Genomic DNA, 25,119 nt, shown 5'->3' with positions numbered 1-25,119 from the left:
TAGAAATTTTAGATCTAAAACGGGTATTTAAAATAAAATGACAATCTATAACAACTGTTTTTTAACCCTGATTACTTCAACTAACTTTTTTCTCATAGGAGTTCAGTGAATTTAATTTGTAACGGAAAGCAGGACATGAGCGGAGCCAGCCGAAGACGCAAATAGCTCCTGAAAACAAACCTGTTACAAGTCCCAAGAGCGCATTATCAATTAATTTAATGAAATTATAACGAAATAGAATTTCCGTTTCCAAAGTTTAATGTTTAAATTTGGATAAATATTTTATAAATTATTAAACAATCATATTATGGCTTTTGAATTACCACAATTACCTTATGCATACGATGCATTAGAACCACATATTGATGCAAGAACAATGGAAATACACCATTCTAAACATCACAATGCTTACACAACCAATCTTAATGCTGCTATTACAGGTACTGATATGGAAGGTAAGACAATCGAAAATATTTTGATTAACCTTGATATGAAAAACATGCCAGTTCGTAACAACGGCGGTGGTTTTTACAATCATAACTTGTTTTGGACTGTAATGACACCAAACGGTGGCGGACTTCCAACTGGAGATTTATTGGCTGCGATTGAAGCTGCTTTTGGAACATTTGAAGAATTTAAAGCAAGTTTTAGCAAAGCTGGGGCAACTCAATTTGGTTCTGGATGGGCTTGGCTTTGTGTGCATAAAGGTGGAAAAGTGGATGTTTGCGGTACTCCAAACCAAGACAATCCATTAATGCCTGGTGTAGGTTGTGGTGGAACTCCAATTTTAGGAATGGATGTTTGGGAACATGCTTACTACCTTAACTATCAAAACAGAAGACCAGATTATATCGAAGCATTTTTCAATGTAATCAATTGGACTGAAGTTGCAAGAAGATTTGCTTTAGAGAAATAATCTTTTAAGAGTAGAATAATGAATATAGAGAATAGACAAATGACTTAAAAGTTGTTTGTCTATTTTTTTTATCTAAAAAAGTATTCCCTACTCCTTATAAAAAAAGACGAACAAACACTTGGCTTATTCGTCTTTCTTCTATTTTCTTTTCTCTCTCTTGAGTTTATTCCAATAAAAAAGGTGGAATCTCTTCCACCTTTTTTGCCCCAAATCTACCATAAACTTAACCTACTAATGTTATGGTGAGTTAAAATTATATTAGTTCTTCGATGCCACCAAATAAATTAGATGAACAACTTAGAAAACCGATTAAAACCTCATAGTTGGCCTAATTAATACGCTCTGGCGTCTTTTCCTTCATAAAAATTCATGAATGCGCGGTTTACCACACGGTTTCCTCCTGGTGTAGGATAGTCTCCGGTAAAATACCAATCTCCTAAATTTTTAGGACAAGCAGTATGTAAATCCTCTACCGTTTGAAAAATAATTTTCACTTCGGCTTTGATTTCAGGTGAACTCAACATTTCAGCAATTTTATCTGAAACCTCTTGCGGTTCAAAAGGCTCGTATATTGCCGTCACGTAATTGACCACTTCACTGTCCTTGAAGTTTTCTTGCGCTTTACATTTTACATACACTTCATCTACGATATGATACAAGTTTCTTTCTTTAAGTAGTTCTAAAGCTGCTTTAAAAGCTACTAACCCTTCTAGTTTAGCCATATCAATTCCGTAACAATCTGGATAGCGTATTTGTGGCGCAGATGACACAACAACAATTCGCTTTGGATTCAAACGATCCATCATTTTGATAATACTCATTTTCAAGGTAGTCCCTCGAACAATACTATCATCTATTATCACCAAATTATCAGTTGGTTTTATAACACCGTATGTAACATCATAAACGTGTGCTACTAAATCGTCACGACTACTATCCTCTGTAATAAAGGTTCTTAATTTAGCATCTTTGATGGCTACTTTTTCAGTACGGATTTTTACCGCAAGTAATTCTTGCAGCGATTCCTTTGTTAATGTATTTCTGTTTTGAAGAATGTAATTGTTCTTTCTTTGATTCAAAAAATCTTGGGCTGCTTCAACCAATCCGTAAAACGAAGTTTCAGCCGTATTTGGAATATAAGAAAAAACAGTATTGTCAGTGTCTTCATCAATTGATTTCAAAACAGCTGGTAGAATAAGCCTTCCCAGTGTTTTTCTTTCCTGATATATTTCGGCGTCACTTCCTCTGGAGAAATAAATTCGCTCAAAAGAACATGCTTTTTTCACCGTTGGAGGTAAAATTTCTTTCATAGAAATTGTACCATTTTTTTTGATAATCAATGCATTTCCTGGCTCAATTTCTTGAACTTTTTCGAATGGAACATTAAAAACAGTTTGGATTACTGGTCTTTCTGAGGCTACTACCACTATTTCATCATCTTGATAAAAATAAGCGGGACGAATTCCTGCAGGATCTCTAAATACAAATGAATCTCCATGTCCCAGAAGCCCTGCCATTGCATAACCTCCATCTAAATTTTTAGACGCTCGGGTTAGAATCTTGGCAACATCCAGCTTTTCAGCAATTACGGGGGATGCTTCTCTCTTATTCAATCCATTTACTTTACATTCTTGATACAAATCAGTAACTGCATCATCTAGAAAATGACCAATTTTTTCCATTACAGTAACCGTATCTGCCATTTCTTTTGGATGCTGACCTAATTCAACTAAACTTTGAAAAAGCTCTTTAACATTCGTCATGTTAAAATTTCCTGCTAAAATCAAGTTTCTGTGCATCCAGTTATTTTGACGTAAAAATGGGTGAACGCTCTCAATGCTATTTTTTCCAAAAGTTCCATAACGAACGTGTCCCAAAAACAATTCTCCTAAATAAGGAATTTTCTGTTTTTGTAGCGCCACATTATCCGCATATTCAGGATGAGCTGTCATTTCTTCGTTTATCCTATCATTTATTTGTGCAAACACATCTTGAATAGGCTGTGCATGATTGGAACGAACACGGCTTATGTATCTTTCTCCTGGCTCGACATCTAGTTTTATACTTGCAAAACCAGCGCCATCTTGTCCGCGATTGTGTTGCTTTTCCATTAAGAGATACATTTTCTGGATTCCGTAAAATGCGGTTCCGTATTTCTCTTTGTAAAATTCAAGCGGTTTAAGTAATCTAATTAAGGCTATACCACACTCGTGTTTTAAAGCATCGCTCATTGTAAGGTTGTTTGTATTGTTGTGTTATTCAAAAAATATAAATTGAACTGATTTAAAAAAATCGATAAATCAGATGTAATTCCCTGCTAATTTTTTTTACAAAAAAAACCTCGTTTCCGAGGTTTTAGTCCATTATAATTCTATGTCGAATTGTGTTAGTGATTTGAATTGTTGCAATCTGGACACTACTTCGGTTTTATCTAAATCAACCATTCTTTCGGTTCCAAATTTCTCCACACAAAAGGAGGCCAAATTTGATCCCTGAATGATTGCGTTTTTCATGTTTTCGAAAGAAATATTTTCGCTCTGCGTCAAATATCCTGCAAATCCTCCTGCAAAAGTATCTCCTGCTCCAGTTGGATCAAAAACTTCTTCAAGCGGTAAAGCCGGAGCGAAGAAAACTTCTTTATTGTGAAAGATAAGTGCTCCGTGTTCTCCTTTTTTAATCACTACATATTTAGGTCCCATCGTGTGAATTTTTGCAGCAGCCTTAACTAGAGAATATTCTCCAGAAAGTTGTCTTGCTTCTTCATCATTGATGGTGATTACATCTACGCGTTTAATTACGTCTAACAATTCTGGCAAAGCACAATCCATCCAAAAATTCATAGTATCCAGTACTGTCAATTTAGGTTGTGTTTTCATTTGGTCTAAAACACTGCTTTGCACTAAAGGATGTAAATTTCCTAACATTACTATGTCGGAATTTTTATAATCTTGCGGTACTTTTGGTTGAAAATCAGCCAAAACGTTTAATTGAGTATCCAACGTATCTCTTGAATTCAAATCATTGTGATAACGACCGCTCCAAAAGAAAGTTTTACCACCCGGTACCACTTCAAGTCCAGAGATATCAATATTTCTTGAAGTCAAAAGATCTAAATATTCTTGTGGAAAATCATCACCAACTACAGAAACTATAGCTGATTGCACATTAAAAAAAGAAGCGGACAAACCAATATATGTTGCTGCGCCACCTAAAATCTTGTCCGTTTTCCCAAATGGAGTTTCAATTGCGTCAAAAGCTACTGTTCCAACAATCAATAATTTATTCATTATATACGTTTCGAATTAAGGCGCAAAGATAGTTTATAAGTTGTAAAGTTGCAAAGAGTATAAAGCGTAAAGTTTTGCCAATTTACATTCTATATTCACAACAGTTTTGCCTCTTCTTTTTCATAGAAAGCATCAACCGAAAGTTGTTTTTGCATTGAAGCCATAACGGCTAATTCATCACACCTTTCGTTTTGAACATGATTGTTATGCCCTTTAATCCATTTGAAATCGACTTTGTGTTTTCTATAAACAACTAAAAAACGTTTCCACAAGTCGGAATTTTTCCTATCAGCAAATCCTTTTTTTTCCCAGCCTAAAACCCATTTTTTAACTACCGAGTCAACCACATATTTAGAATCAGAAACTACTAAAACTTTTGTATTTGGATTTTTCAACTTTTCAAGCCCCACAATAACAGCTAATAATTCCATTCTATTATTCGTAGTTCGACGAAAGCCCTCATAGAATTCTTTTTTATAAGGTTTCCCTACCCATTCCATTACCACTCCGTAACCGCCATTTCCGGGATTCCCCTTGGCAGCACCATCTGTATATATGTGTACGTCATGTTCCATTTATGAATTAGGATTTTAGATTTAGGATTTCCTCTATAACTTTAGGAAAATATTTTTGTTCTAATTCGTGAATTTTATGAGCCACTTCTTCTGGAGTTTCATCACCGTTTAAAATAACATTTTGTTGAAAAATAATATTGCCTTCATCATAATTTTCATTGACAAAATGAATCGTAATTCCGGTTTCTTTCTCTTTGTTAGCCACAACCGCATTATGAATATGCATACCATACATTCCTTTTCCGCCAAATTTTGGCAACAAAGCAGGATGAATATTTATAATCTTATCTGGATAAGCTGCTATGATATTTTCAGGAAATTTTAGTAGAAATCCTGCTAAAATAATCAAATCGGGTTTAATTATATTTAATTTATGTAGTACTTCACTTTCAAAAAGTTGTTCTTTTGAGAAAACTTCTGTTGGTAATTCATAGTTTTTAGCTCTTTCAAGCACACGTGCATTTGCATTATTTGTAAAGACAGCCACAACACTTCCAGTTTTTGTTTTTGCAAAATACTTTATGATGTTTTCAGCATTAGTCCCCGATCCAGAAGCAAAAACCACAATTTTTTTCATAATACAGCTTATTTATATGGTGCAAAAAAAGGCATAAAAATTGAAAATAAATAACATTGTCTTCGGTTTGTCAAAATAAATTTCATAATTTAGATGACACATTTATTAACTAAATAGTTGTTTTAAAATAAAGTTTTTTATTTTTGCCAACAAATTAAATTCTAAAATTAAAGATTATGTCAGACATTGCATCAAGAGTAAAAGCGATTATCGTAGACAAATTAGGTGTTGACGAAAACGAAGTTGTAACAGAAGCAAGCTTCACTAATGATTTAGGAGCTGACTCATTAGACACTGTTGAGCTTATTATGGAATTCGAAAAAGAATTTGACATTCAAATTCCAGACGATCAAGCAGAAAACATCGCTACTGTAGGTCAAGCAATCTCTTATATCGAGGAAGCTAAAAAATAATAAAGTACACACCCGTCAGCATTCTTGCTTACGGGTGTTATTATTTTTTTTAAAAATTAAATTCGAGATTGAAATTCAATCAAAACTATATTTATTGTAATACCCATGGCTCTTTCGTAATAGTAATACAGTAAAGAAAGCATGGGTTTTATTTGTTTAAAGATAACAAAAATAAAGAATTTATGGTATTAAGACGAGTTGTTGTAACAGGTTTAGGCGCTCTTACACCCATTGGAAATAACATTGAAGAGTATTGGAACGGACTTATTAACGGCGTTAGTGGAGCTGCTCCAATCACATATTTTGACGCTTCAAAATTTAAAACTCAATTTGCATGCGAATTGAAAAATTTTAATGCTGAAGATTTCTTAGACAGAAAAGAGGCTAGAAAAATGGACCGATATGCACAATACGCAATGGTATCATCTGACGAAGCTGTAAATGATGCAGGTTTCAATTTTGAAAAATTAGATAAAGATAGAGTAGGTGTAATATGGGGATCTGGAATAGGCGGATTAGAAACTTTTCAAATAGAAGTTCTTAATTTTGCTGCTGGTGATGGCACCCCTAAATTTAATCCTTTCTTCATCCCTAAGATGATTGCCGATATCGCTGGCGGTCATATTTCAATAAAATATGGTTTTAGAGGACCAAATTTTACAACTGTTTCAGCATGTGCTTCTTCTACAAATGCTATTATTGATGCTTTCAATTATATTAGATTAGGTCATGCAGATGCAATGGTTACTGGAGGTTCTGAAGCCGCAGTGACAATAGCAGGAATGGGTGGCTTTAATGCCATGCATGCTTTGTCAACAAGGAATGATGATCCAAAAACGGCTTCAAGACCTATGGACAAAGACCGAGATGGATTTGTTTTAGGTGAAGGTGCTGGTGCTCTAGTCCTAGAGGAATACGAACATGCTATTGCTCGTGGCGCAAAAATATATTGCGAAATAGGCGGTGGCGGTATGTCAGCAGATGCACATCATATAACTGCACCGCATCCAGAAGGATTGGGTGCTAAAAATGTAATGCTGAACTGCTTGAGAGACGCTGGTTTACAACCAACTGATGTAGATGGCGTAAACATGCACGGAACTTCTACCCCTTTAGGAGATATGGCAGAATCTAAAGCTATTCTTCATGTTTTTGGGGATCATGCTTATACCATGAATCTTAATTCAACAAAGTCTATGACGGGTCATTTACTTGGCGCTGCTGGAGCTGTTGAAACAATTTCTTCTATTCTTTCTATGAAACATGGAATTGTACCTCCAACAATTAATCATTTTACAAATGATGAAAGTATTGATACCAAATTAAATTTTACTTTTAACCAAGCTCAAAAAAGAGAAATGAATGTTGTTATGAGTAATACTTTTGGTTTTGGCGGTCACAATGCATGTGTATTGGTAAAAAAATTAGAAATTTAATAATTATATATGCGTATAATCAGAAAAATATTTTCAAAATCCCGTTCTCCAGAAGACGGGATTTTTTTTGATTCTATTCAGAAAATATTGGGTTTTGATCCAATAAACTTAGATTATTACAAAAAAGCTTTCACACATCGCTCTTCAAATCGATTGGATGTTTTAGGAAATCCAATTAATTACGAAAGATTAGAATTTTTAGGTGATGCCATGCTAAGTTCAGTAATAGCAGCACATTTATTTAGCGAAGCTCCTGCTGGAGATGAAGGTTATCTAACTAAAATGCGTTCAAAGATTGTAAGCAGAGAACATTTGAACGAATTAGGCAAAGACTTAAATTTAGTGCAATACATAGAAAGCAAAGTGCCAATACAGCATTTTGGAGAAAACATACATGGCAACATTTTTGAGTCATTAGTTGGAGCAATTTATCTGGATAGAGGCTATGTATATTGTCAAAAATTCATTCAAAAAAGAGTTATAATTCCTTACGTAGATATCGCAAGACTCGAAGGAAAAGTAATTAGTTATAAAAGTTTGGTCATCGAATGGTGCCAAAAAGAAAAGAAAATATTTCATTATGATATTTTCGAAGATAACGCAATTGACGGACAACGTTTGTTTGGCGTAAAACTTAGTATTGATGATAAAGTGATTGCAAGAGCAAGAGCAACATCAAAAAAGAAAGCAGAAGAAAAAGCATCCCAACGCGCTTATTTTGCATTTCAAGAAAAAATGGACAGAAAATAACATCAATTTTCATAAAACTATAACGTTTTCGTTCATAAATTAACTAAAACATCTTATTTTGAGGGGTCTACACTTCGATAGAAATACTATATTTACATCTTATTTTTTCATGAAATGGCAATTCATAAACTAGATCTTGGCGAATTTGACGAAATAGACTACTATCTCATCGCAATTCATACTTCATTAGAAGACTATAGATTGGCTTATTTTATAAATCAAAAATTGCCTATAAATTTGAGTAAAAGTAAAAATGAAATTCAAATTAATATAAAAGAAGGGGAAACAAATTTTTCGAGATTTATTTACAATGATGCCGAAAAAGAAATCTCTTGGAATTTGATTCAAAATAAAAATGAAGTAATTCAATATAAAAAAGGAAGCACTCAAAATTTATTTTCAAATGTTACAATGGAAGTCGCTACAAAAGTGTTTTTGCTCCCTGAATTTAAAAAAGTAGATTATTTTTTAAAAATAGAAAATAATGAAGATACAATGAATGTATCAAAAATACAGATACTTTTAAATACCATAGATAATGTATCAACAGTTTACACTGTTAGTACAAATCAAATAAAATCGAAAAACAATTTAATTTTTTAATACAAATGCTTACAAACAAAAAAACAAAAATTGTAGCCACACTTGGGCCCGCATGTAGTACAAGAGAAATCATAAAAGACATGATTGATGCTGGTGTAAATGTATTTAGAGTGAATTTTTCACATGCTGACTACAATGATGTAAAAGAAAAAATTAATATCATACGAGGTCTAAATGAAGAATTTGGATATACAACTGCAATCCTAGGTGATTTACAAGGACCTAAACTTCGTGTTGGAGTTATGGAAGAAGGCGTAGTGGTACATGATGGAGATTTAATCACTTTTACTACTGCCGAAGACATTCTTGGAACAGCAAAAAAAGTATTCATGAAATACCAAAACTTTCCAAATGATGTTAATCCTGGAGAAAGAATTTTGCTTGATGATGGAAAACTTATATTTGAAATCGTTGAAACTGATAAAAAATCAGAGGTTATAGCTAGAGTAATTCAAGGTGGTGAATTGAAATCTAAAAAAGGGGTAAATCTACCTAATACAAAAATTTCTCTTCCAGCAATGACTGAGAAAGACATAGCAGATGCCATTTTTGCTATTGGACAAAATGTTGATTGGATAGCATTATCGTTTGTAAAAACTCCTAGAGACTTACAAGATTTACAAGAATTAATTGCAGAACACTCTGAATATAAAATTCCGATTATTGCCAAAATAGAAATGCCAGAAGCATTAGAAAATATCGACAAAATTGTTGCATATTGTGATGCTCTTATGGTAGCTCGTGGAGATTTAGGAGTAGAACTTCCTGCTCATGAAGTACCTTTAGTTCAAAAAGAATTAATACGCCGAGCTAAAACTGCAAGAATCCCCGTAATTGTTGCTACTCAAATGATGGAAACAATGATCACTAGCTTGACGCCAACACGTGCTGAGGTAAATGACGTTGCAAATTCAGTTATGGATGGTGCAGATGCTGTGATGCTTTCTGGAGAAACCGCTACAGGTAATTACCCAGTTCAAGTAATTCAAAAAATGACTCAAATTATTGAGGCTGTAGAAGATTCTCCGCTAATTCAAGTGCCACAAAATACACCACAGATAAAAACAAAACGTTTTATTACTAAAACAATTTGTCATCATGCAGCAACAATGGCTAACGTTATCAAAGCAAAAGCAATTTGTACTTTGACAAATAGTGGTTATACTGCTTTCCAAATTTCAGCTTGGAGACCTAATGCTCATATTTTAGTTTTTACATCGAATCAAAGAATCCTTACACAACTTAATTTGTTATGGGGAGTAAAATCTTTCATGTACACTAAAGATGTAAGTACTGATGACACTGTAACTGACATAAACGAAATTGTAAAACAAAAAGGTTTTGTACAAAAAGGTGATTTCCTTATCAATTTAGCAGCAATGCCTATTAAAGATAAAGGAATGGTTAACACCTTAAGAGTATCAGAAATAGAATAGTAAAAGCTATTTCATTAAATATTAAAAATCCGTCTCGTTAGATAAATGAGACGGATTTTTTTATGCATTAATTAATGCAAAACGATTTTCTTCTTAAAAAAATTTTAGGACTATTTAAACAACCTTCTGCAAAATAAAATTTATATTTGAACAACAAATAAAACTACAAATTATGAGTTTCAATTCTAAAAATCCATTTTTAAATAATAAAACTTTTTCTACTGCAGTTTCAAAAAATGACGAAGTTCATCAAGCTACTATCATTGATTATAACAACGAGATGACTTTGTCTGGCACTATCAATAAAAGTTTAATCTTATTTTTACTTCTTACCGCTTCTGCAACTGTAATCTGGTGGTTGACTTTCAATGGAATGAATCCAATGGTTCCTGCAATTGGAGGTGCTGTTGTTGGATTAGTTTTAGTGCTTATTTCTGCCTTCAAACCACAATACTCTCCATATTTAGCTCCAGGATATGCTTTATTCGAAGGATTATTTATAGGCGGAATTTCTGCAATATTTGAAGCAATGTATCCTGGAATAGTAATACAGGCAGTAGGTGCTACTTTTGTAACTTTTATGGTTTGTCTGGGATTGTATAAATATAAAATTGTAAAAGTTACAGAGCAATTTAAATCAGTTGTTGTAGCTGCCACGTTGGCTATTGCAACCTATTATCTTATATCTTGGGTGTTTTCTATGTTTACGAGCTTTGTTCCTGTGCATTATGGAAACTCAATGATGAGCATTGGAATTAGTGTTTTTGTGATTGTTGTTGCCGCTTTGAATTTATTTTTAGATTTTGACCGAATAGAAAAAGGTGCAACACAAAAAATGCCAAAATACATGGAATGGTATGGCGCCATGGGATTGATGATTACACTGGTATGGTTGTATATCGAATTCCTAAGATTGCTTTCTAAGTTGAATAGTAAAAACTAAAGCCATTATAAAAAATCATATAAAAGAGAAAACCTTTCTGAATTAGAAAGGTTTTCTCTTTTTTAAGCAGCTTTTTCAAAAGCGATATAATGACTCAACTCTCCTTTGATATTAAAAACAGGGAACCCTTTTATCAAACAAGCATAGATGTCGCCATTTTTTTTATAATTCATTACAGTTTTTTCAAATGGTTGCTGATCTAAGATTGCTCTACGAATTTCATTTGAAGTAATTTGATTAGTAGCCTCTCCTTGAAACATTTTTGGACTTTTCCCCAAAACTTCCGCTTCTACATACCCATTCATTTTTGCTATATTGTGTGAAGCAAAAACAATTTTCAATTTAGAATCGGTAACTATTATTACTTCGTCATTGAGGCTATTTTTTAAATCCCAATTATTCTTAACCCATTTATTTTTGGTTGCAATTGAATCTAATTTATTTAAATCCAAAAAAAAGCTTTTTACTGAAGTCAAAAATTCATTGTGGAAATCCCAACATACAACAGGAGCAGTTTTTACACTTAAACCATTATGATGCAATGCAATAGCTTCTTCATATTGTCTAAAATTATTCATGATTTATTGATTTAAAAATCAAATGTAATTTTATTTATAAAGATAAAATAACAATTTTGATACTTTAACCATTGTTCAACGTAAAAAAACCCAATTAGAAATCAAATTTTAACTGAACCACAACAAACTTCTTCTCCTCTGTATTTAAATTACTTAAGGAAATCCCCAGCAATCGGACGGAATCTTTCATTCTTTCTTGATACAATAGTTCTTTTACGACTTCAATTATTAAAGATTTGTCAGAAATAAAATAAGACAATGTTTTACTACGCGTTTGCTGAGAAAAATCACTGTATTTTATTTTTAAAGTAACCGTTTTACCAGCTACATTATACCTTTTTAATCTTTTTTCTAATGCTGATGCAATAACTTCTAACTTCTCTATCATAAAAATTTCAGAAGATAGATTGACATCAAAAGTGTGTTCAGCAGCTACTGATTTTGTAATTCGGTTAGATTTAACCTCGCTTCTGTGAATTCCTCTTACAACATTGTAATAAAAGACCCCTGATTTCCCAAAATGTTTTTCCAGAAATTCTACAGATTTACTCTTTAATTCTACTCCTGTAAAAATTCCAAGTTGGTACATTTTTTCAGTTGTAACCTTCCCAACGCCATGAAACTTCCTGATAGGTAACGCTTCTAAAAATGAAATTACTTCATCCGGATTGACAGTTTTTTGTCCATTGGGCTTATTGTAATCACTGGCAATTTTTGCTACAAACTTATTTACCGATATTCCAGCAGAAGCGGTCAAACCCACTTCGTTAAATATACGTTGTCTTATTTCTTGTGCCAATAAAGTAGCACTTGGATTTCCTTTTTTATTAACGGTAACATCTAAATAGGCTTCATCAAGCGATAGTGGCTCGACTAAATCTGTATAATCGTGAAATATTTTTTGAATTTTATTAGAGATTTCCTTGTAGCGATCAAATCGGGGTTTGACGAAAATAAGTTCTGGACAATTTTTTTTAGCCATAACTCCACTTATAGCACTTCGAACTCCAAATTTTCTGGCTTCATAACTTGCCGCAGCAACAACACCTCGGTTTTCTGATCCACCTACAGCAATAGGTTTTCCGCGTAACGATGGATTGTCCATTTGCTCCACTGAAGCATAGAAAGCATCCATATCGACGTGTATGATTTTTCTATTTGGAATTAATTCTTGCATCGTAATCGGATTGCATAACTGTTCTTATTTTCGAAAGACTTTCATGCTAAGAGTTTTTTGAGTCCTCAACATGCAAATAATTTTCAACAACAACTGATTTGGCTTTTTTTTCTGTTGGAAAAAAGAAACTTATAGGGCTCGATTTGAAATGATTCCAGATGGAAAAGGTAACAAATCGTAATTCATATAAAGAAATGGCTCTAGAACGAAAAGCAAGTCCCATAGAAAGGCTAAAACTAACCATAAAATTAACTAAACCTATGATTCCTATTCCTAAAACACCCCAAAACAACATGATGTCACTAACTTCATAATTAGCTCCGTACAAAGCTAATGCAAGATTCCCACTTGCAAATGTAATATGGCGAATGTCGAGATTTAACCCTAAAAACAACCCTACAGATGCCGTACTTCCCATAAATAATCCAAACCAGAAATTTGAAATAATACCTGCCCATCTTTTTTCATACAGTTTCGCAAATTTTACGGTTTTAGTTTTTCCGAAATTTCTTTTTAAGAAAGGATGCTCTGTAATCCTGAAATAAACCTGATTGTGTTTGTCTCTGTTAGCGACACTTCCTGAAATAATCCCAGATAAAAACAGAAACACACCAGCTATAGCCGCATGAAAAATTGCTAAAGAGTGTATTGGACTTAAATCAATTAATAAAGATTCCCATTTAGTAGCAGCAATATTATAGTGCATAAAATGGTCAATCAACCAGATACCGAGTAAAGAAACTGGAAAAGCCATAATCACATTTCCAACAAATGCGATAAACTGCGAGCGAAAAACACGAGCAAAAAGAATAGCAAAAGCCTTATATTTTTCTGCATCTTTCCCTTTTTTCAAGACTCCTTCTTCTAACGCTTTAATCAATGCAGAAGCAGTCATTGCGGGTTGTTTAGTCGCCAAAGTGAAGCTAAGAAGATAAATGGTGATAAAACCAAATGCATAATTCATACTATACAAAAAAGCATGCCCAAAAAAACTCGTCTCTACTTTAGAGAGCAAAACTTTGATAACACACAAGATTCCTACTATGAGACCACCCCCTAGTGCCGCTTTGAACATTTTATAATATTCTTTACGACTTTCTGTGATATATTGTTCTCCTGTTTTTGCTGTGTGTTGTGTTATTTCATACGAAATCAATTGTGTACTTTCTCCAATAAATTTACGAACGTTATTTTTATAACAATTGAATTTTATTAACCGCAATGCCAATATAATTCCATTGTTTTTTTTATCTTTTGGACTATCTACTGTCAGTAACGAGATTAAAAATTTCAACCGTTCTAGTTGCTGTCTAATTTTTAATAGATTTTGGTTCACCCGAAGTGAAATCCCATATTTCGAACTATTATGAAATGCTTTATCTACAAATTCTACACATTGTTTATGCAAAACCATCAATTGTGCATAAGATAAATCGTCTGAAGAGATATAATGTCTATCTGAACTTCTAATCCGCTCTTCTATTAAGAATAATTCTTTTTCAAAAGCAGAAAAAGGACTCTCCAAATCATCAAATTCCGGTACCATTTTGATTACTTCTGTTTCCATCGCACGCCCACTAATCCGTTGTGTGATTAAATGCATGGCAACTAATAATTCGGATAAAACAGAGTTAGGTTCCGTACTATTATAAATGGATTTAAACCTCAAAAGATCATATAATTCTACCAACTGATTTAAGGGGATTTTGTTAATCCAAATCCCGTCGTTAGCCAAATAAAAAACCTGATTGAGAATATATTCTAAAGTATCTTTCTGGGGTTGATACGGCAAAAATTTTGCGAAAATCCTTTTTTTGACTTCAAAAATAAAATCTACATCCTGAAGGATTGCCGCATCAGAAAGAATTTTATTGAACTTTTTATCTTTTAAAATTTCTTTGAGATAAATAAAAAACTGTTTTCGACATGAATAGTTTTCTTTCAAAAATAAAATGATTTCTTGCAAATCTACCTTCTGAACATTTTTAATCTTTAAAGGTCGAATCAACCGAATCAATTCTACTAATGGCTCCAAACGATCATCAATTTCTCGCCAAGACTGTGCTTCACCAAAAAACTCAGTTAATAGTCCTGCAATGGTTGGCTTTGGATTTGCGTTCAAAAATACCTTCATTATTGTAGTTCAATTTTTGTAAAAATACAAATCGTAAAAACAAATTACTGTAACTAATTCATAAAATTACAGCTTGTATAACAGAATACGAAATCAAAATTTATCAAACTAAAAAATTAATACCTTTGAACTGCATTATTGCACAACTTTATACTGAATTTTCAATTGATTAGTGCCCTATTATAAATCAAAAGAGCGATATAAATAGTCCCTATTTTTTTAGTTTAAAAAAAATTTATTCAGCACCAAGGGAAGAAAACAACATAGAAAAAAGCTAACATTATTTACAAAAAGAAAATGATAGAAATAGAAAGAAAATTTCTCGTGAAAAATGATTCGTTCAAAATAGAAGCTTTTGATAAAAACCATATTGCACAAGGCTATTTAAACTCAAATCCAGAGCGAACTGTTCGTGTTCGCATTAAGGGCGAGAAAGGGTTTCTTACCATAAAAGGAGCGTCAAACGAAACAGGATTATCCCGATTTGAATGGGAGAAAGAAATTTCGGTAAGCGAAGCTCAAGCGCTATTACTTTTATGTGAAAAAGGGGTCATTGATAAAACTCGTTTTGAAATAAAAAAAGGGGACCATGTTTTTGAAGTAGATGAATTTTATGGAGAGAACGAGGGGTTGATTGTGGCAGAAATTGAGCTTAAATCTGAAAAAGAGACTTTTATAAAACCAGACTGGCTGGGTACTGAAGTAACGCGTGACATACGCTATTATAATGCCTATTTGAGCAATAATCCCTTCAAAAATTGGTAATTAATTAGTTAGCAATTCTATGGTTACCAGCATCCCTCCACTACCTTTATTAGAAGTAATATCCATATAAGCTCTTTTGGAAAGATCGATTTCTCTAGATTTTACAAACGGACCTCTGTCCGTTATTTCAACAATTACGGACTTCCCATTTTTTTCATTGGTAACTTTTACTTTTGTACCAAAAGGAAGTTTTTTGTGTGCTGCAGTATATTTGTTATTATCAAATTTTCTACCACTGGCGGTTTTTCTTCCATTAAATTTATCTGCATAATAGGAAGCATGTGCTTCTTTTTTATATATTTTAAATTTACCTAATGAAGTAATTAAAGAATCTATTTTGTTTTCTTCTAATTCTATAGTTGATTTACCTTTCTTGAGCGTATCTTTTTGAATTGAGGCTTTTTGAATTGATGCTTTTTGTTTTTCTGAAATTGAACTTTGGCTATTGACTAAGCTAATAATTGCAAGGAAAAGAAATAATGTTATTGATTTTTTCATATATATCGTGTTAGTTAAATCTATTTTACAAAAACCATACCTAGATAAAAAAAGCCCTATTTCTAGAGCTTTAATTGGTTTTTATAACCAAATTTTCCATGGAATTCTACTCAAAATTAGTACTAAACCTAAACCATAAAAAATAGAGAAAGTTTTGAATTTTGATTCATTAGTCAGTAATTTTTTATGCTTAGACCAACCAATAGTAATAAGAACAATCGCAATAATATTAATTAAAGGATGCTCTAATGCCAGCAACCTGCTTTCAGTTGTTAATCCACCCATTCCTACTGCTTTAATCATATTTAATCCATTAGGAGACACGAAATATAAAATTAACCCAACTAATAATTGAGTATGTATCGCTATTAATGCAAACAATGCAATTTTTCGGTCTTTAGAAGTGAATTCTTTTTTTGAGGTCATCCCAATTAAGGAATTAATCACTGCAATCACTAATACTAAAAGTGCTAAATAAGCCCACCCAGAGTGGAATTTTTGAATGAAATGGTACATATAAATTATTTTTGTTTTAACAAATATAAGAAAAAAAGGCATAAAAAAAACCCTCATTTCAATTGAAATGAGGGTTACAATATTTTAAATTAAACTAGTTGAACGTATAACGAACACCAGTTTGCATTTGCCATCTTGATGAATTTAAACCTACATCATCAATTTGGTTAATTGTATTACCTGTTGCTGGATTGTAAGTAAAAGTTGGAGGTGTAGTACTATTAACAGCTCCAACTTGAGTCAATAATCGTACACTATCACTTGGTGTGAAATATCTTTTACCCCAATTTTTATTCAATAAGTTTGTAAAGTTGAATATGTCAGCTGTTAACTCAAATGTATGCTTCTTATTACCTACATTAATGATGAATTCTTGTGCAAATTTAAGATCGACAATGTGAGTTGTCTTTAAACGATCTCCATTACGCTCTGCATATTGACCTTTTCTAGATCTTAAATATTCATTTCCTTCAATGAAAGCACTAAAAGCATCCCATTGTTGATCAGGAGTTAAACCATTAGCAGTAACAAATGTAATGTCAGATTTAACTGCTGGTACAAAAATTAAAGCAGAGTTAGTAAAAGTATCTTGCATTAAACGACCTCCATCATTGTATACATAACTGATAGGTGTTCCTTGTGCTCCTTCATAGAAGAAGCCAATTCTAGATTTTGTAAATTTACTCCATTTTAAAGTAGCATTACCGTTAGAGATAATCCTTCTTCCTGGGTCAAAATCTGATCTTGACAAACTCAATGCATTTGCACCATTAAAGTTTTCTGTATTTCTCCACTGAGAACTGTTTTGAGATGAAGTAGCATCCATTAAAACAGTAGACTTACCATAAGAATACGTTCCTGAGATGTTACCATCTATAAAGTCAGATCTGAAATTCTTTGCTAAAGTAAATGCTACGTTATAAGCTTTTCCTTCACTTGTGTTAGAACCTAAATAAATACCTAAATATTGATTATCAACTCTATTGTTTCCATTGAATCTTGGTCTATTATCAGCACCTGCAAGAAAACTAGATGCAGCTCTAATATTTAAATCTTCATAAACTACCGCACTGATGTTATCATTATAGGTAACTTCTGATGTAAGTACAAACCCTAATGGTAATTTTTGATCTACAGCAAAACTTGCTTTAAATACTTGTGGTAATTTAAAATCTTTTGCAAATAAATCAATGTTACCACCTCTTCCTCCAGATCCTGGTCTTGGAAATGCACCAGTATTAGGCACTCCAGTTAGTTGACTAGCAACACTTGGATTAGGATTGAATAAAGGCATTTGTGCAGCATTAGTAATTTGTATTGCCCCTTGAGTTACACCATTGTTATTATATGTCCCACCTGGCCAAACAAGAGGTAATCTTGAAGTAAAAACACCGGCACCACCTCTAATTTGTGTTGTTTTTTTACCATTTAAATCATAGTTAAAACCAATACGTGGAGCTATATGAGCTGTTGTATTGATACCCTCACCTACAACAGCTCCTTGTAAATCTTTACCTGCTGCTTGCAATAAAGGTGCTGTTCTATTATTAAAATCAGCATTACCTAAACCATCTTCCCATACAGGAATATCAACTCTTACCCCATAAGATAACTTAAAGTTATCAGATAATCTCATTTCATTTTGAGCATAGAAACCAAATTGTTTAGTCCCAAATTCAGCAGCTCCTAAAGATGCATCTCCTTCGCCGCCAATTAATGAATAATTCATTTGAAATCTGTTTGGCCTTCTGTCCAATAAGAAATCATCTAAGGATGAAAATCGGTATGAACCAAAGTTATTACCAAAAAACACGTTCTTTGATTGAGAAAACTCATTATGAGTTCCTAATGTAATTTTACTAATACCAGTGTTAATTTCAAAATTATCAGTGATAGTTAATATTTTTTGATCTAATAAGTTAGCCGTTGAGAATGCTTCAGATCCAAAGAAAATACTTTGGTTTGCTCCGTCAAAAATTTGTACCGTTGGAAATGGATCTCCTGATGGATCTCTATCGTCAGCAACATTAGTGTAAGCAACAACCAAGTTATTAGAAAATTTATTACCAAATCTAGAACTTAATTCTAATGACGTAGAATTTGTAACAGAGTTGAAAGTTTGACTACCGTTCTCAAAACTTAACGCTGTTATTGATGAACGGTTTGGTGAATATTGATCAGCTTTTACATAACTATGTTTGAATGATAATTTGTGATTGTCATTTATGTTCCAGTCAATTTTACCAATTAATTTATCACTTACTAAAGTACGAACAGTATTAGCAAAGTTTCCTGGGTTGTAACCGTTATAAGTAGCTAGTTTTGCTCTTAGCTCATCTAATCTACCACCTGATAAACCTGTGTAAGATGATAATTCAAATGGTTGCGGTGTTTCATTGTCTTGTTTTTCATAGTTAATGAAATAAAACAATTTATCTTTAATAATTGAACCACCTGCTCGAACTCCATAAGTCATAGCAGAGAAATCACCTAACTTTTTTCTTGGTGCTGTTCCTGCTAATGATGGAGGTGTTTTTCCTGCAATAGATTCATCACGGTTCAAGAAATAAGCAGATCCTTCAAAATTATTTGTTCCAGAACGTGTAATAGCACTAATAGCACCACCAGCAAACCCTGACAATTTAACATCATAAGGAGCAACACTTACTTGAAATTGCTCAATAGCATCAATAGAGATAGGACTTACTCCTGTTTGTCCTCCATTAGTTCCGTTTGCAGCCAATCCAAAAACGTCATTACTTACAGCTCCATCAATATAGATTGCATTAAATCTGTTATTTTGTCCACCAATAGATAAAACATCATCTCCTCTCAATTGAGCTTGAGGTGTTAATCTTGCAAAATCCGAGATATTTCTAGATAAAGATGGCAATGCTTTAATTTTGTCAGAATTGATTACTGTTTGAGCTCCTGTTCTTTGTGAATTAAAAGTGTTATCTCTTGAAGTTCTTACTACAACTTCTTGTAATTCATTAGATTCTTCTGCTAAAACAACTTTGAATGTTTTGTTTTCACCTAATTGAAGGTAAACATCTTTGTCTACAAAATTTGTAAAACCTACAAAAGTAACAGTAACATTATATGGTCCACCAACTCTCATATTAGAAATACTAAAATTACCTGTAGCATCTGTAGATGCAGAGTAACGAGTACCTGATGGAGTGTGTACTGCTAGGATAGATGCGCCTGGTAAGGTTTGAGAATCCTTATCATATACATTTCCATTAATAGAAGAGTTCGTGTTACCCTGTGCGTAAGCTCCAGAGTTAGCGAACATTAGTACAACTAGAATTAAAAATAATTTTAATAATTTTTTCATATTGTTTAGTTTATTAATATTTGGCAAAAATATAACATTTTTATCGTAAAAAGTTAACACAACGTTAAGAATAATGTCTTTTTCTAATAGGATTTTTTACTCAAAATGATTTATTTATAGTTTTTGTTAAAATAATGTGTTATCCTCGTTTTTTTTTGGTTTTTAATTATTTTTTTATAAAAAAAATTAGTATTGTACAATACCAATGATTTATGTATTTTTTTTAAAAAATACTAAAGCAGAGTGACTTATAAACAAAAAGCACTGATTTAAATTAAATCAGTGCCTTTTGTGTATTTAAATATAAAAAAAAACAATAAATTTTTAAATCAAAAAAAACTTATGAAATAGTAAATAAATAAACAATGTAAGTTCTCTATTTATTTATCAGAAAATGATTCAATAAAAAAGCTGTAGAATTGTCATGGTTTTTTACGGTTTTTGTATTTATTTCTTCTAAAATAGAATTAGCTAATTGTTTACCCAACTCAACACCCCATTGATCAAAACTAAAAATATTCCAGATAATTCCTTGTACAAAAATCTTGTGTTCATACATAGATATTAATGATCCTAAAGTTTTTGGCGACAACTTTTGAATTAAAATAGTGTTTGTAGGCTTGTTTCCTGAGAAGACTTTAAAAGGCAAAAGAAATTTAGCTTTTTCCGCTGAAACTCCTTGTTTATCAAATTCTGCTTGAACTTGCGTTTCTGTTTTGCCATGCATTAATGCTTCTGTTTGTGCAAAAAAGTTAGACATCAATTTATCATGATGGTCATTATCTCCGTATAAAGGAGTTATGAAACCTATAAAATCTGCAGGAATCAATTTTGTTCCCTGATGAATTAACTGAAAAAAAGCGTGTTGCGCATTAGTTCCCGGTTCTCCCCAAATAATAGTTCCCGTTTGATAATTTACTGGCTTTCCATCACGTCCTACACTTTTACCATTGCTTTCCATAGTTCCTTGTTGCAAGTAAGGTGCTAGTTTTTGCAAGTATTGCGTATACGGAATCAAGGCTTCACTTTCGGCACCAAAAAAATTATTGTACCAAATGCTCAATAATGCTAAGATAACAGGCATATTTTTATCAAATTCTTCCGTTTTGAAATGCTCATCCATTTCATTAGCTCCTTGCAACAATTCATCAAAATTATCGTATCCTACAGCTAAACTTATTGTAAGTCCAACGGCACTCCAAAGAGAAAATCTTCCACCAACCCAGTCCCACATAGGAAATACATTGTTCGGATTTATCCCAAACTCTGTTGCTTTTTGAATATTGGTCGAAACCGCAACAAAATGCTTAGCAATATCTTCCTGAGTTGTCCCAAAGTCTTGAGATAAAAACCATTTTTTGATAGTTTCAGAATTAGTAAGTGTTTCTTGCGTGGTAAATGTTTTAGAAACAATCACGAAAAGGGTAGTTTCCGGATTTAGTTTTTTTATAACCTCATTGACGTGATCACCATCAACATTAGAAACAAAATGAACATTGAGATGATTTTTGTAAAATTGTAATGCTTCAACAGCCATAGCTGGGCCTAAATCTGACCCTCCAATACCTATATTAACAACATCCGTAAAAGGTTTTCCTGTGTAACCCGTTCTTGCACCTGAAGTAACTTCATTTGTAAATGCTTTTATTTTATTTTTTACTTCATAAATTTCAGAAACCACATTCTGACCCTCAACATTTATAATTGCAGATTCTTGCGCTCGCAACGCAGTATGAAGCACTGCTCTATTTTCGGTTTGGTTAATTATCGCTCCCTCAAAATAATCTGAAATAGCACTTTTTAGACCAACTTCATCTGCTAATTCTTGTAATAACTGAAGTGTTTCTTGATTAATAATGTTTTTAGAATAGTCAATTAAAAAATCATTCCATTTTAAATTGAATTTTTCAGTTCTCGTTGCGTCCAACTGAAATAATTCTGACATCGAAGCTTTTTGCATTTCATTGTAATGCATTTCAAGTTTCTTCCAAGCGTTCGTTTCTGTTGGGTTTATAGTATTTAAAGCCATTTATTAGGTAGTTTGTAGTATTATTTAAACTTGGCAAAAATACTGAAATTAGTTTTAATGGTAAATGGGTTTTCGATTATATCACAATTTAGCAAGAAAAACACTAAATAGTAGCCATAATACCATCAGTTGAATTATTTCGGTTTTTAAAGCAAGTGCATTTTCAAATAAGCAAAAAAAATTTGTAATTATAGATTAGCGACACTATCTAGCTGGAATTTCAGAGGTGTTATTTTTTCCAAAAATCGACTTTTATTATTACCGGTCATAGGTTCACCAGTAGGTAATTTAAGCCTTAGCGCATCAACTTGCTTGCCATTTTTCCAAAATCGATAACATACATGAGGACCTGTTGCCAAACCAGTACTTCCAACCAAACCAATGACTTGACCTTGATTTACACGTTGACCGCGTCTTACCAATATTTTTGACATGTGCAGGTATTGAGTAGAATAAGTTCCATTGTGTTTTACTTTTACAAAATTTCCGTTTCCAGCCGTAAAACCACTTTGTTCAACTACACCTCCTGCTGTAACAGTAATGGGAGTTCCGCGTGGAGCTGCATAATCCGTTCCTTTGTGTGCTTTCCAACGATGTTGTACCGGATGAAAACGACTTGATGAAAATCGAGAGGAAATTCTACTGAATTTTATTGGTGATTTAAGGAAGAAATTTTTCAGTGTTTTCCCTTGCTCATCATAATATTCTATTTTACCAGAATTTTGAGCAAAAGGAAATGCATAAATGATTTTTCCTTTGTATTCAAAAAAGGAAGCTTCTAGTTCTTCTACTCCATCATAAACTGTATCATTTATGAATCGCTCTGTAAAAGTTATCGCATAACGATCGCCTTTTTTAAGTTTCATAAAATCAATGGAATACGCATATATTTTAGTTATCTTACTAGCTAAGGCTACTTCAATCTTAGCATTGCCTAAAGTTTCTGATAAAGACTCTTTCAAAACGCCACCTATAGTGCGTCGCTTAATCGTAATGGGTTTTGTTTTTTTGTAAACAGAAACTGCAGTATCCCGAAAGTCAACTACGTAGTAGCTTAAATTATCAGGCTGATAAATAAAAACCTGTAAATCTTTCTTTTTATTTTTGGACCGAAGCATTGTAAAAGGTTTGTTTATCCTGATTGTTCTCACATCAAAACTATCTTTTACTTTAGCGATAATGTCATATACTTGTCGATCTCCTATATTTTGTTGTTCTAATAAAGTCCCAAAAGTATCACCTTTTTGTATCGTATCGTGAATGACATTAAAATCAGCATACACAAAACCAAACTCACTCTTTTTAGGAATACGTTTTACTGCTTTTTCCTCCTTTATTTCCTCCGTTTTATTACATGATACTAAAGAAAATATTGCTATTATAACTATAAATATTTGTTTCAAACCGTGCTTTTTAATTCAACCTACATTTCTACTCCCCAATTTTCTAACTCATGGCTACTCCATAATTCAGGGAAGAAAATTCTTCTCTGGTATTTTGGATGCATGTATTTTTTCCAGTCGCTTCCACCTGTAGCTTCGCCATTACCCTTTCCGCTTTGATCAATGTATTTTTTTGCTGTATTTAAATGTTGCATTACCCAAGTAATGTTTACCGTATGGTCATAATGACGCATCGCTTGTACTAATTCAGGATTTTTTTGATCTGATTCCGGTAATTGTTTGAATTTTTGCCAAATGTTTATGGTGTTGTATTCCTCCATATGCGCCAGGAATTCTTTTTTATATTTTCTCTCAAATTCCTCCAATAGAAATGATTTTTTGCCGGTGTGATAATCTTTTCCGGCGGCTTGCCAATACAAATGTTCCAAGGCAAACTCGTATGAGGTATTCCTGTCAATTGAATCTCTATAACGGTGATCAATCAAGTTTATAAGGTCTGTAGAAGAAAATTCTATTAATCGGTACTGCGCACTCTGAAAGCCACTCGCAGGTGTCAGTGTATTTCGAAATTTCATGTATTGTTCCACTTCCATTCCATCTCCCATAATACTGAAAGAGGTCGTTAACATATCAAAATACCGACTGATTCTCATTAATCTTTCGGTAAAAAAATCAGTTTGAATATTTTCACAATAGGAAATCTGGCGCATTTCCCAAAGTATCATCTTAAATATTAATTCGTTCACCTGATGGTACATGATAAAAACCATCTCATCCGGAAGCGTCGTTCTTTGAGTTTGAAGATTTAATAAAGCATCTGTTTGAATATAATCCCAATATGTAATTGGTTTTGACCACAATAGACCTTCAAGCTGGGTCTCCGTTTTTTGATTTATTGCTTCATATTTAAGCTCGATTTCTTTTAAAATAGCTTCTGAATTGTCGTTATTGCTCATTATTATTTTGTTTTAAAAGGTTTTTTCAAACCTTTATACGCATCTATATCTGCTTTGATTGAACCTACTGCCAAACTGGCTTTTATTCTAAGTGGCACTTTATTATCATCATCTGATATCCAAACCGTAAGACTTTCTTGCTCTTTAAAAACACGCCCAGATTGCACCAATGGCCTAAAAATCATTGATGGAACGACGCCAAATTTAGTGGTAATATCTTCCCGACCAATAAACTTTAGCTTGAATTTAGTAGTTTCATCATCAAAAAACATGTCTATTGCGACTGATTCCCCAATTTTTAACTTATCAATATTAGGATGATTCCTTAAGTAATAAAATGTGGAGAGTATGTCTTGAGTGTTTTTTGGTATGTAAAGCGTTTTTTCGGTTTTGTGCTTGTAATCTTTTACAACTACTCTATTAACAGACTGATTAAAAAAACCTTCTTGGTTTTTAGTGTAGCCGCCTTCGTCAATTTTTCGAACAAAGCGATATGGATTTTTCGTTTCTTTATCAATATAACTTTCGTACAAATCATCTACTTTGAAGAAAAATCGGGACATTCCAGTGGTATATCCTTTCCCTACAATATGATACGTTTTTTTGTTATTTATAGCCGCATCTTTTACTTCTAATGTGGCATATCCTGCATTTACTATCCCGTAATGTATTCTGAATTTAAAAAATTCTCCCACACCATAAGCATCTTCCTGAGGAGAATCAAAGCTTACTGTTACGATCAATATAAAGAATAAGATTAGTTTTTTCATTACTTCTTTTGTCAATT

22 protein-coding genes are annotated in these 25,119 nt (G+C 32.8%); 8 read left to right on the top strand and 14 right to left on the bottom strand.

Annotated elements, in window-relative coordinates:
- The first annotated feature begins 307 nt into the window (after positions 1-307).
- Positions 308-916, top strand: coding sequence for a superoxide dismutase (locus DFR66_RS04055; protein ID WP_114753569.1), 609 nt, complete (start codon positions 308-310; stop codon positions 914-916).
- 332 nt (positions 917-1,248) lie between these two features.
- Here DFR66_RS04055 and DFR66_RS04050 read toward each other — a convergent pair whose 3' ends face one another.
- From DFR66_RS04050 to purN, 4 genes are all read right to left on the bottom strand, one after another.
- Positions 1,249-3,147 (bottom strand): amidophosphoribosyltransferase, encoded by a 1,899-nt coding sequence (locus tag DFR66_RS04050; RefSeq protein ID WP_114753568.1) that lies wholly within the window; start codon positions 3,145-3,147, stop codon positions 1,249-1,251.
- Between the two features lie 132 nt (positions 3,148-3,279).
- Entirely contained in the window at positions 3,280-4,203 is a 924-nt protein-coding gene (locus DFR66_RS04045; protein ID WP_114753567.1) for a PfkB family carbohydrate kinase, read from the bottom strand.
- Between the two features lie 95 nt (positions 4,204-4,298).
- Positions 4,299-4,778: a ribonuclease HI gene (rnhA, locus tag DFR66_RS04040; protein WP_114753566.1), complete on the bottom strand. Its 480-nt coding sequence runs from the start codon at positions 4,776-4,778 to the stop codon at positions 4,299-4,301.
- A gap of 7 nt (positions 4,779-4,785) precedes the next feature.
- Positions 4,786-5,355, bottom strand: coding sequence for a phosphoribosylglycinamide formyltransferase (purN, locus tag DFR66_RS04035; protein WP_114753565.1), 570 nt, complete (start codon positions 5,353-5,355; stop codon positions 4,786-4,788).
- 176 nt (positions 5,356-5,531) lie between these two features.
- Here purN and DFR66_RS04030 point away from each other — a divergent pair, with 176 nt between their 5' ends.
- From DFR66_RS04030 to DFR66_RS04005, 6 genes are all read left to right on the top strand, one after another.
- Positions 5,532-5,768 (top strand): acyl carrier protein, encoded by a 237-nt coding sequence (locus tag DFR66_RS04030; protein ID WP_007137004.1) that lies wholly within the window; start codon positions 5,532-5,534, stop codon positions 5,766-5,768.
- A 182-nt stretch (positions 5,769-5,950) separates the two neighbouring features.
- Complete coding sequence (gene fabF / locus DFR66_RS04025; protein ID WP_114753564.1) at positions 5,951-7,204, top strand: beta-ketoacyl-ACP synthase II; 1,254 nt, start codon at positions 5,951-5,953, stop codon at positions 7,202-7,204.
- 9 nt (positions 7,205-7,213) lie between these two features.
- A complete protein-coding gene (locus DFR66_RS04020) occupies positions 7,214-7,954 on the top strand; it encodes a ribonuclease III family protein (protein ID WP_114753563.1) in 741 nt (246 codons plus the stop codon).
- 114 nt (positions 7,955-8,068) lie between these two features.
- Positions 8,069-8,557: an IPExxxVDY family protein gene (locus tag DFR66_RS04015; protein WP_114753562.1), complete on the top strand. Its 489-nt coding sequence runs from the start codon at positions 8,069-8,071 to the stop codon at positions 8,555-8,557.
- 5 nt (positions 8,558-8,562) lie between these two features.
- On the top strand, positions 8,563-9,993 hold the full coding sequence (gene pyk / locus DFR66_RS04010; protein WP_114753561.1) for a pyruvate kinase: 1,431 nt from the start codon (positions 8,563-8,565) through the stop codon (positions 9,991-9,993).
- Positions 9,994-10,165: 172 nt separating this feature from the next.
- Positions 10,166-10,936, top strand: coding sequence for a Bax inhibitor-1/YccA family protein (locus DFR66_RS04005; RefSeq protein ID WP_114753560.1), 771 nt, complete (start codon positions 10,166-10,168; stop codon positions 10,934-10,936).
- Positions 10,937-10,998: 62 nt separating this feature from the next.
- On the opposite strand, the gene DFR66_RS04000 is transcribed toward DFR66_RS04005, so the two are convergent.
- The 3 genes from DFR66_RS04000 to DFR66_RS03990 all read right to left on the bottom strand — a co-directional run bounded on the left by DFR66_RS04000 (position 10,999) and on the right by DFR66_RS03990 (position 14,825).
- Positions 10,999-11,514, bottom strand: a complete 516-nt coding sequence (locus DFR66_RS04000; protein WP_114753559.1) for a PAS domain-containing protein — start codon at positions 11,512-11,514, stop codon at positions 10,999-11,001.
- A gap of 94 nt (positions 11,515-11,608) precedes the next feature.
- A complete protein-coding gene (dinB, locus tag DFR66_RS03995; protein ID WP_114753558.1) occupies positions 11,609-12,691 on the bottom strand; it encodes a DNA polymerase IV in 1,083 nt (360 codons plus the stop codon).
- Positions 12,692-12,737: 46 nt separating this feature from the next.
- The gene (locus DFR66_RS03990; protein WP_114753557.1) at positions 12,738-14,825 is read right to left on the bottom strand and encodes a recombinase; all 2,088 of its coding nucleotides are present in this window, start codon (positions 14,823-14,825) and stop codon (positions 12,738-12,740) included.
- 297 nt (positions 14,826-15,122) lie between these two features.
- Between DFR66_RS03990 and DFR66_RS03985 the strand changes: the two genes are divergently transcribed.
- Complete coding sequence (locus tag DFR66_RS03985) at positions 15,123-15,590, top strand: CYTH domain-containing protein (protein ID WP_114753556.1); 468 nt, start codon at positions 15,123-15,125, stop codon at positions 15,588-15,590.
- Here the strand turns inward: DFR66_RS03985 and DFR66_RS03980 are convergent, their stop codons facing one another.
- From DFR66_RS03980 to DFR66_RS03950, 7 genes are all read right to left on the bottom strand, one after another.
- On the bottom strand, positions 15,591-16,088 hold the full coding sequence (locus DFR66_RS03980; RefSeq protein ID WP_114753555.1) for a septal ring lytic transglycosylase RlpA family protein: 498 nt from the start codon (positions 16,086-16,088) through the stop codon (positions 15,591-15,593).
- Positions 16,089-16,169: 81 nt separating this feature from the next.
- Positions 16,170-16,604: a hypothetical protein gene (locus DFR66_RS03975; RefSeq protein ID WP_114753554.1), complete on the bottom strand. Its 435-nt coding sequence runs from the start codon at positions 16,602-16,604 to the stop codon at positions 16,170-16,172.
- A gap of 94 nt (positions 16,605-16,698) precedes the next feature.
- Positions 16,699-19,944, bottom strand: a complete 3,246-nt coding sequence (locus DFR66_RS03970; protein WP_114753553.1) for a TonB-dependent receptor — start codon at positions 19,942-19,944, stop codon at positions 16,699-16,701.
- Between the two features lie 376 nt (positions 19,945-20,320).
- Positions 20,321-21,973: a glucose-6-phosphate isomerase gene (pgi, locus tag DFR66_RS03965; RefSeq protein ID WP_114753552.1), complete on the bottom strand. Its 1,653-nt coding sequence runs from the start codon at positions 21,971-21,973 to the stop codon at positions 20,321-20,323.
- A 188-nt stretch (positions 21,974-22,161) separates the two neighbouring features.
- Positions 22,162-23,376 carry a M23 family metallopeptidase gene (locus DFR66_RS03960; protein WP_114753551.1) on the bottom strand — a complete coding sequence of 405 codons (1,215 nt, stop codon included), beginning with the start codon at positions 23,374-23,376 and terminating at the stop codon, positions 22,162-22,164.
- Between the two features lie 20 nt (positions 23,377-23,396).
- Positions 23,397-24,332: a tryptophan 2,3-dioxygenase family protein gene (locus DFR66_RS03955; protein ID WP_114753550.1), complete on the bottom strand. Its 936-nt coding sequence runs from the start codon at positions 24,330-24,332 to the stop codon at positions 23,397-23,399.
- Positions 24,333-24,334: 2 nt separating this feature from the next.
- Complete coding sequence (locus DFR66_RS03950) at positions 24,335-25,102, bottom strand: DUF3108 domain-containing protein (RefSeq protein WP_114753703.1); 768 nt, start codon at positions 25,100-25,102, stop codon at positions 24,335-24,337.
- Positions 25,103-25,119: the final 17 nt, after the last annotated feature.

The organism is Flavobacterium glaciei (genome assembly GCF_003350545.1).
In the GTDB taxonomy this organism is placed as follows: Bacteria; Bacteroidota; Bacteroidia; order Flavobacteriales; family Flavobacteriaceae; genus Flavobacterium; species Flavobacterium glaciei.
This window is presented reverse-complemented; position numbering and strand designations above follow the sequence as displayed.

What these genes read in the sequence shown, in the direction of transcription:
- DFR66_RS04055 (WP_114753569.1), top strand. Translation starts at nt 308, where the DNA reads ATGGCTTTTGAATTACCACAATTACCTTATGCATACGATGCATTAGAA.
- DFR66_RS04050 (WP_114753568.1), bottom strand. Translation starts at nt 3,147, where the DNA reads ATGAGCGATGCTTTAAAACACGAGTGTGGTATAGCCTTAATTAGATTA.
- DFR66_RS04045 (WP_114753567.1), bottom strand. Translation starts at nt 4,203, where the DNA reads ATGAATAAATTATTGATTGTTGGAACAGTAGCTTTTGACGCAATTGAA.
- rnhA (WP_114753566.1), bottom strand. Translation starts at nt 4,778, where the DNA reads ATGGAACATGACGTACACATATATACAGATGGTGCTGCCAAGGGGAAT.
- purN (WP_114753565.1), bottom strand. Translation starts at nt 5,355, where the DNA reads ATGAAAAAAATTGTGGTTTTTGCTTCTGGATCGGGGACTAATGCTGAA.
- DFR66_RS04030 (WP_007137004.1), top strand. Translation starts at nt 5,532, where the DNA reads ATGTCAGACATTGCATCAAGAGTAAAAGCGATTATCGTAGACAAATTA.
- fabF (WP_114753564.1), top strand. Translation starts at nt 5,951, where the DNA reads ATGGTATTAAGACGAGTTGTTGTAACAGGTTTAGGCGCTCTTACACCC.
- DFR66_RS04020 (WP_114753563.1), top strand. Translation starts at nt 7,214, where the DNA reads ATGCGTATAATCAGAAAAATATTTTCAAAATCCCGTTCTCCAGAAGAC.
- DFR66_RS04015 (WP_114753562.1), top strand. Translation starts at nt 8,069, where the DNA reads ATGGCAATTCATAAACTAGATCTTGGCGAATTTGACGAAATAGACTAC.
- pyk (WP_114753561.1), top strand. Translation starts at nt 8,563, where the DNA reads ATGCTTACAAACAAAAAAACAAAAATTGTAGCCACACTTGGGCCCGCA.
- DFR66_RS04005 (WP_114753560.1), top strand. Translation starts at nt 10,166, where the DNA reads ATGAGTTTCAATTCTAAAAATCCATTTTTAAATAATAAAACTTTTTCT.
- DFR66_RS04000 (WP_114753559.1), bottom strand. Translation starts at nt 11,514, where the DNA reads ATGAATAATTTTAGACAATATGAAGAAGCTATTGCATTGCATCATAAT.
- dinB (WP_114753558.1), bottom strand. Translation starts at nt 12,691, where the DNA reads ATGCAAGAATTAATTCCAAATAGAAAAATCATACACGTCGATATGGAT.
- DFR66_RS03990 (WP_114753557.1), bottom strand. Translation starts at nt 14,825, where the DNA reads ATGAAGGTATTTTTGAACGCAAATCCAAAGCCAACCATTGCAGGACTA.
- DFR66_RS03985 (WP_114753556.1), top strand. Translation starts at nt 15,123, where the DNA reads ATGATAGAAATAGAAAGAAAATTTCTCGTGAAAAATGATTCGTTCAAA.
- DFR66_RS03980 (WP_114753555.1), bottom strand. Translation starts at nt 16,088, where the DNA reads ATGAAAAAATCAATAACATTATTTCTTTTCCTTGCAATTATTAGCTTA.
- DFR66_RS03975 (WP_114753554.1), bottom strand. Translation starts at nt 16,604, where the DNA reads ATGTACCATTTCATTCAAAAATTCCACTCTGGGTGGGCTTATTTAGCA.
- DFR66_RS03970 (WP_114753553.1), bottom strand. Translation starts at nt 19,944, where the DNA reads ATGAAAAAATTATTAAAATTATTTTTAATTCTAGTTGTACTAATGTTC.
- pgi (WP_114753552.1), bottom strand. Translation starts at nt 21,973, where the DNA reads ATGGCTTTAAATACTATAAACCCAACAGAAACGAACGCTTGGAAGAAA.
- DFR66_RS03955 (WP_114753550.1), bottom strand. Translation starts at nt 24,332, where the DNA reads ATGAGCAATAACGACAATTCAGAAGCTATTTTAAAAGAAATCGAGCTT.
- DFR66_RS03950 (WP_114753703.1), bottom strand. Translation starts at nt 25,102, where the DNA reads ATGAAAAAACTAATCTTATTCTTTATATTGATCGTAACAGTAAGCTTT.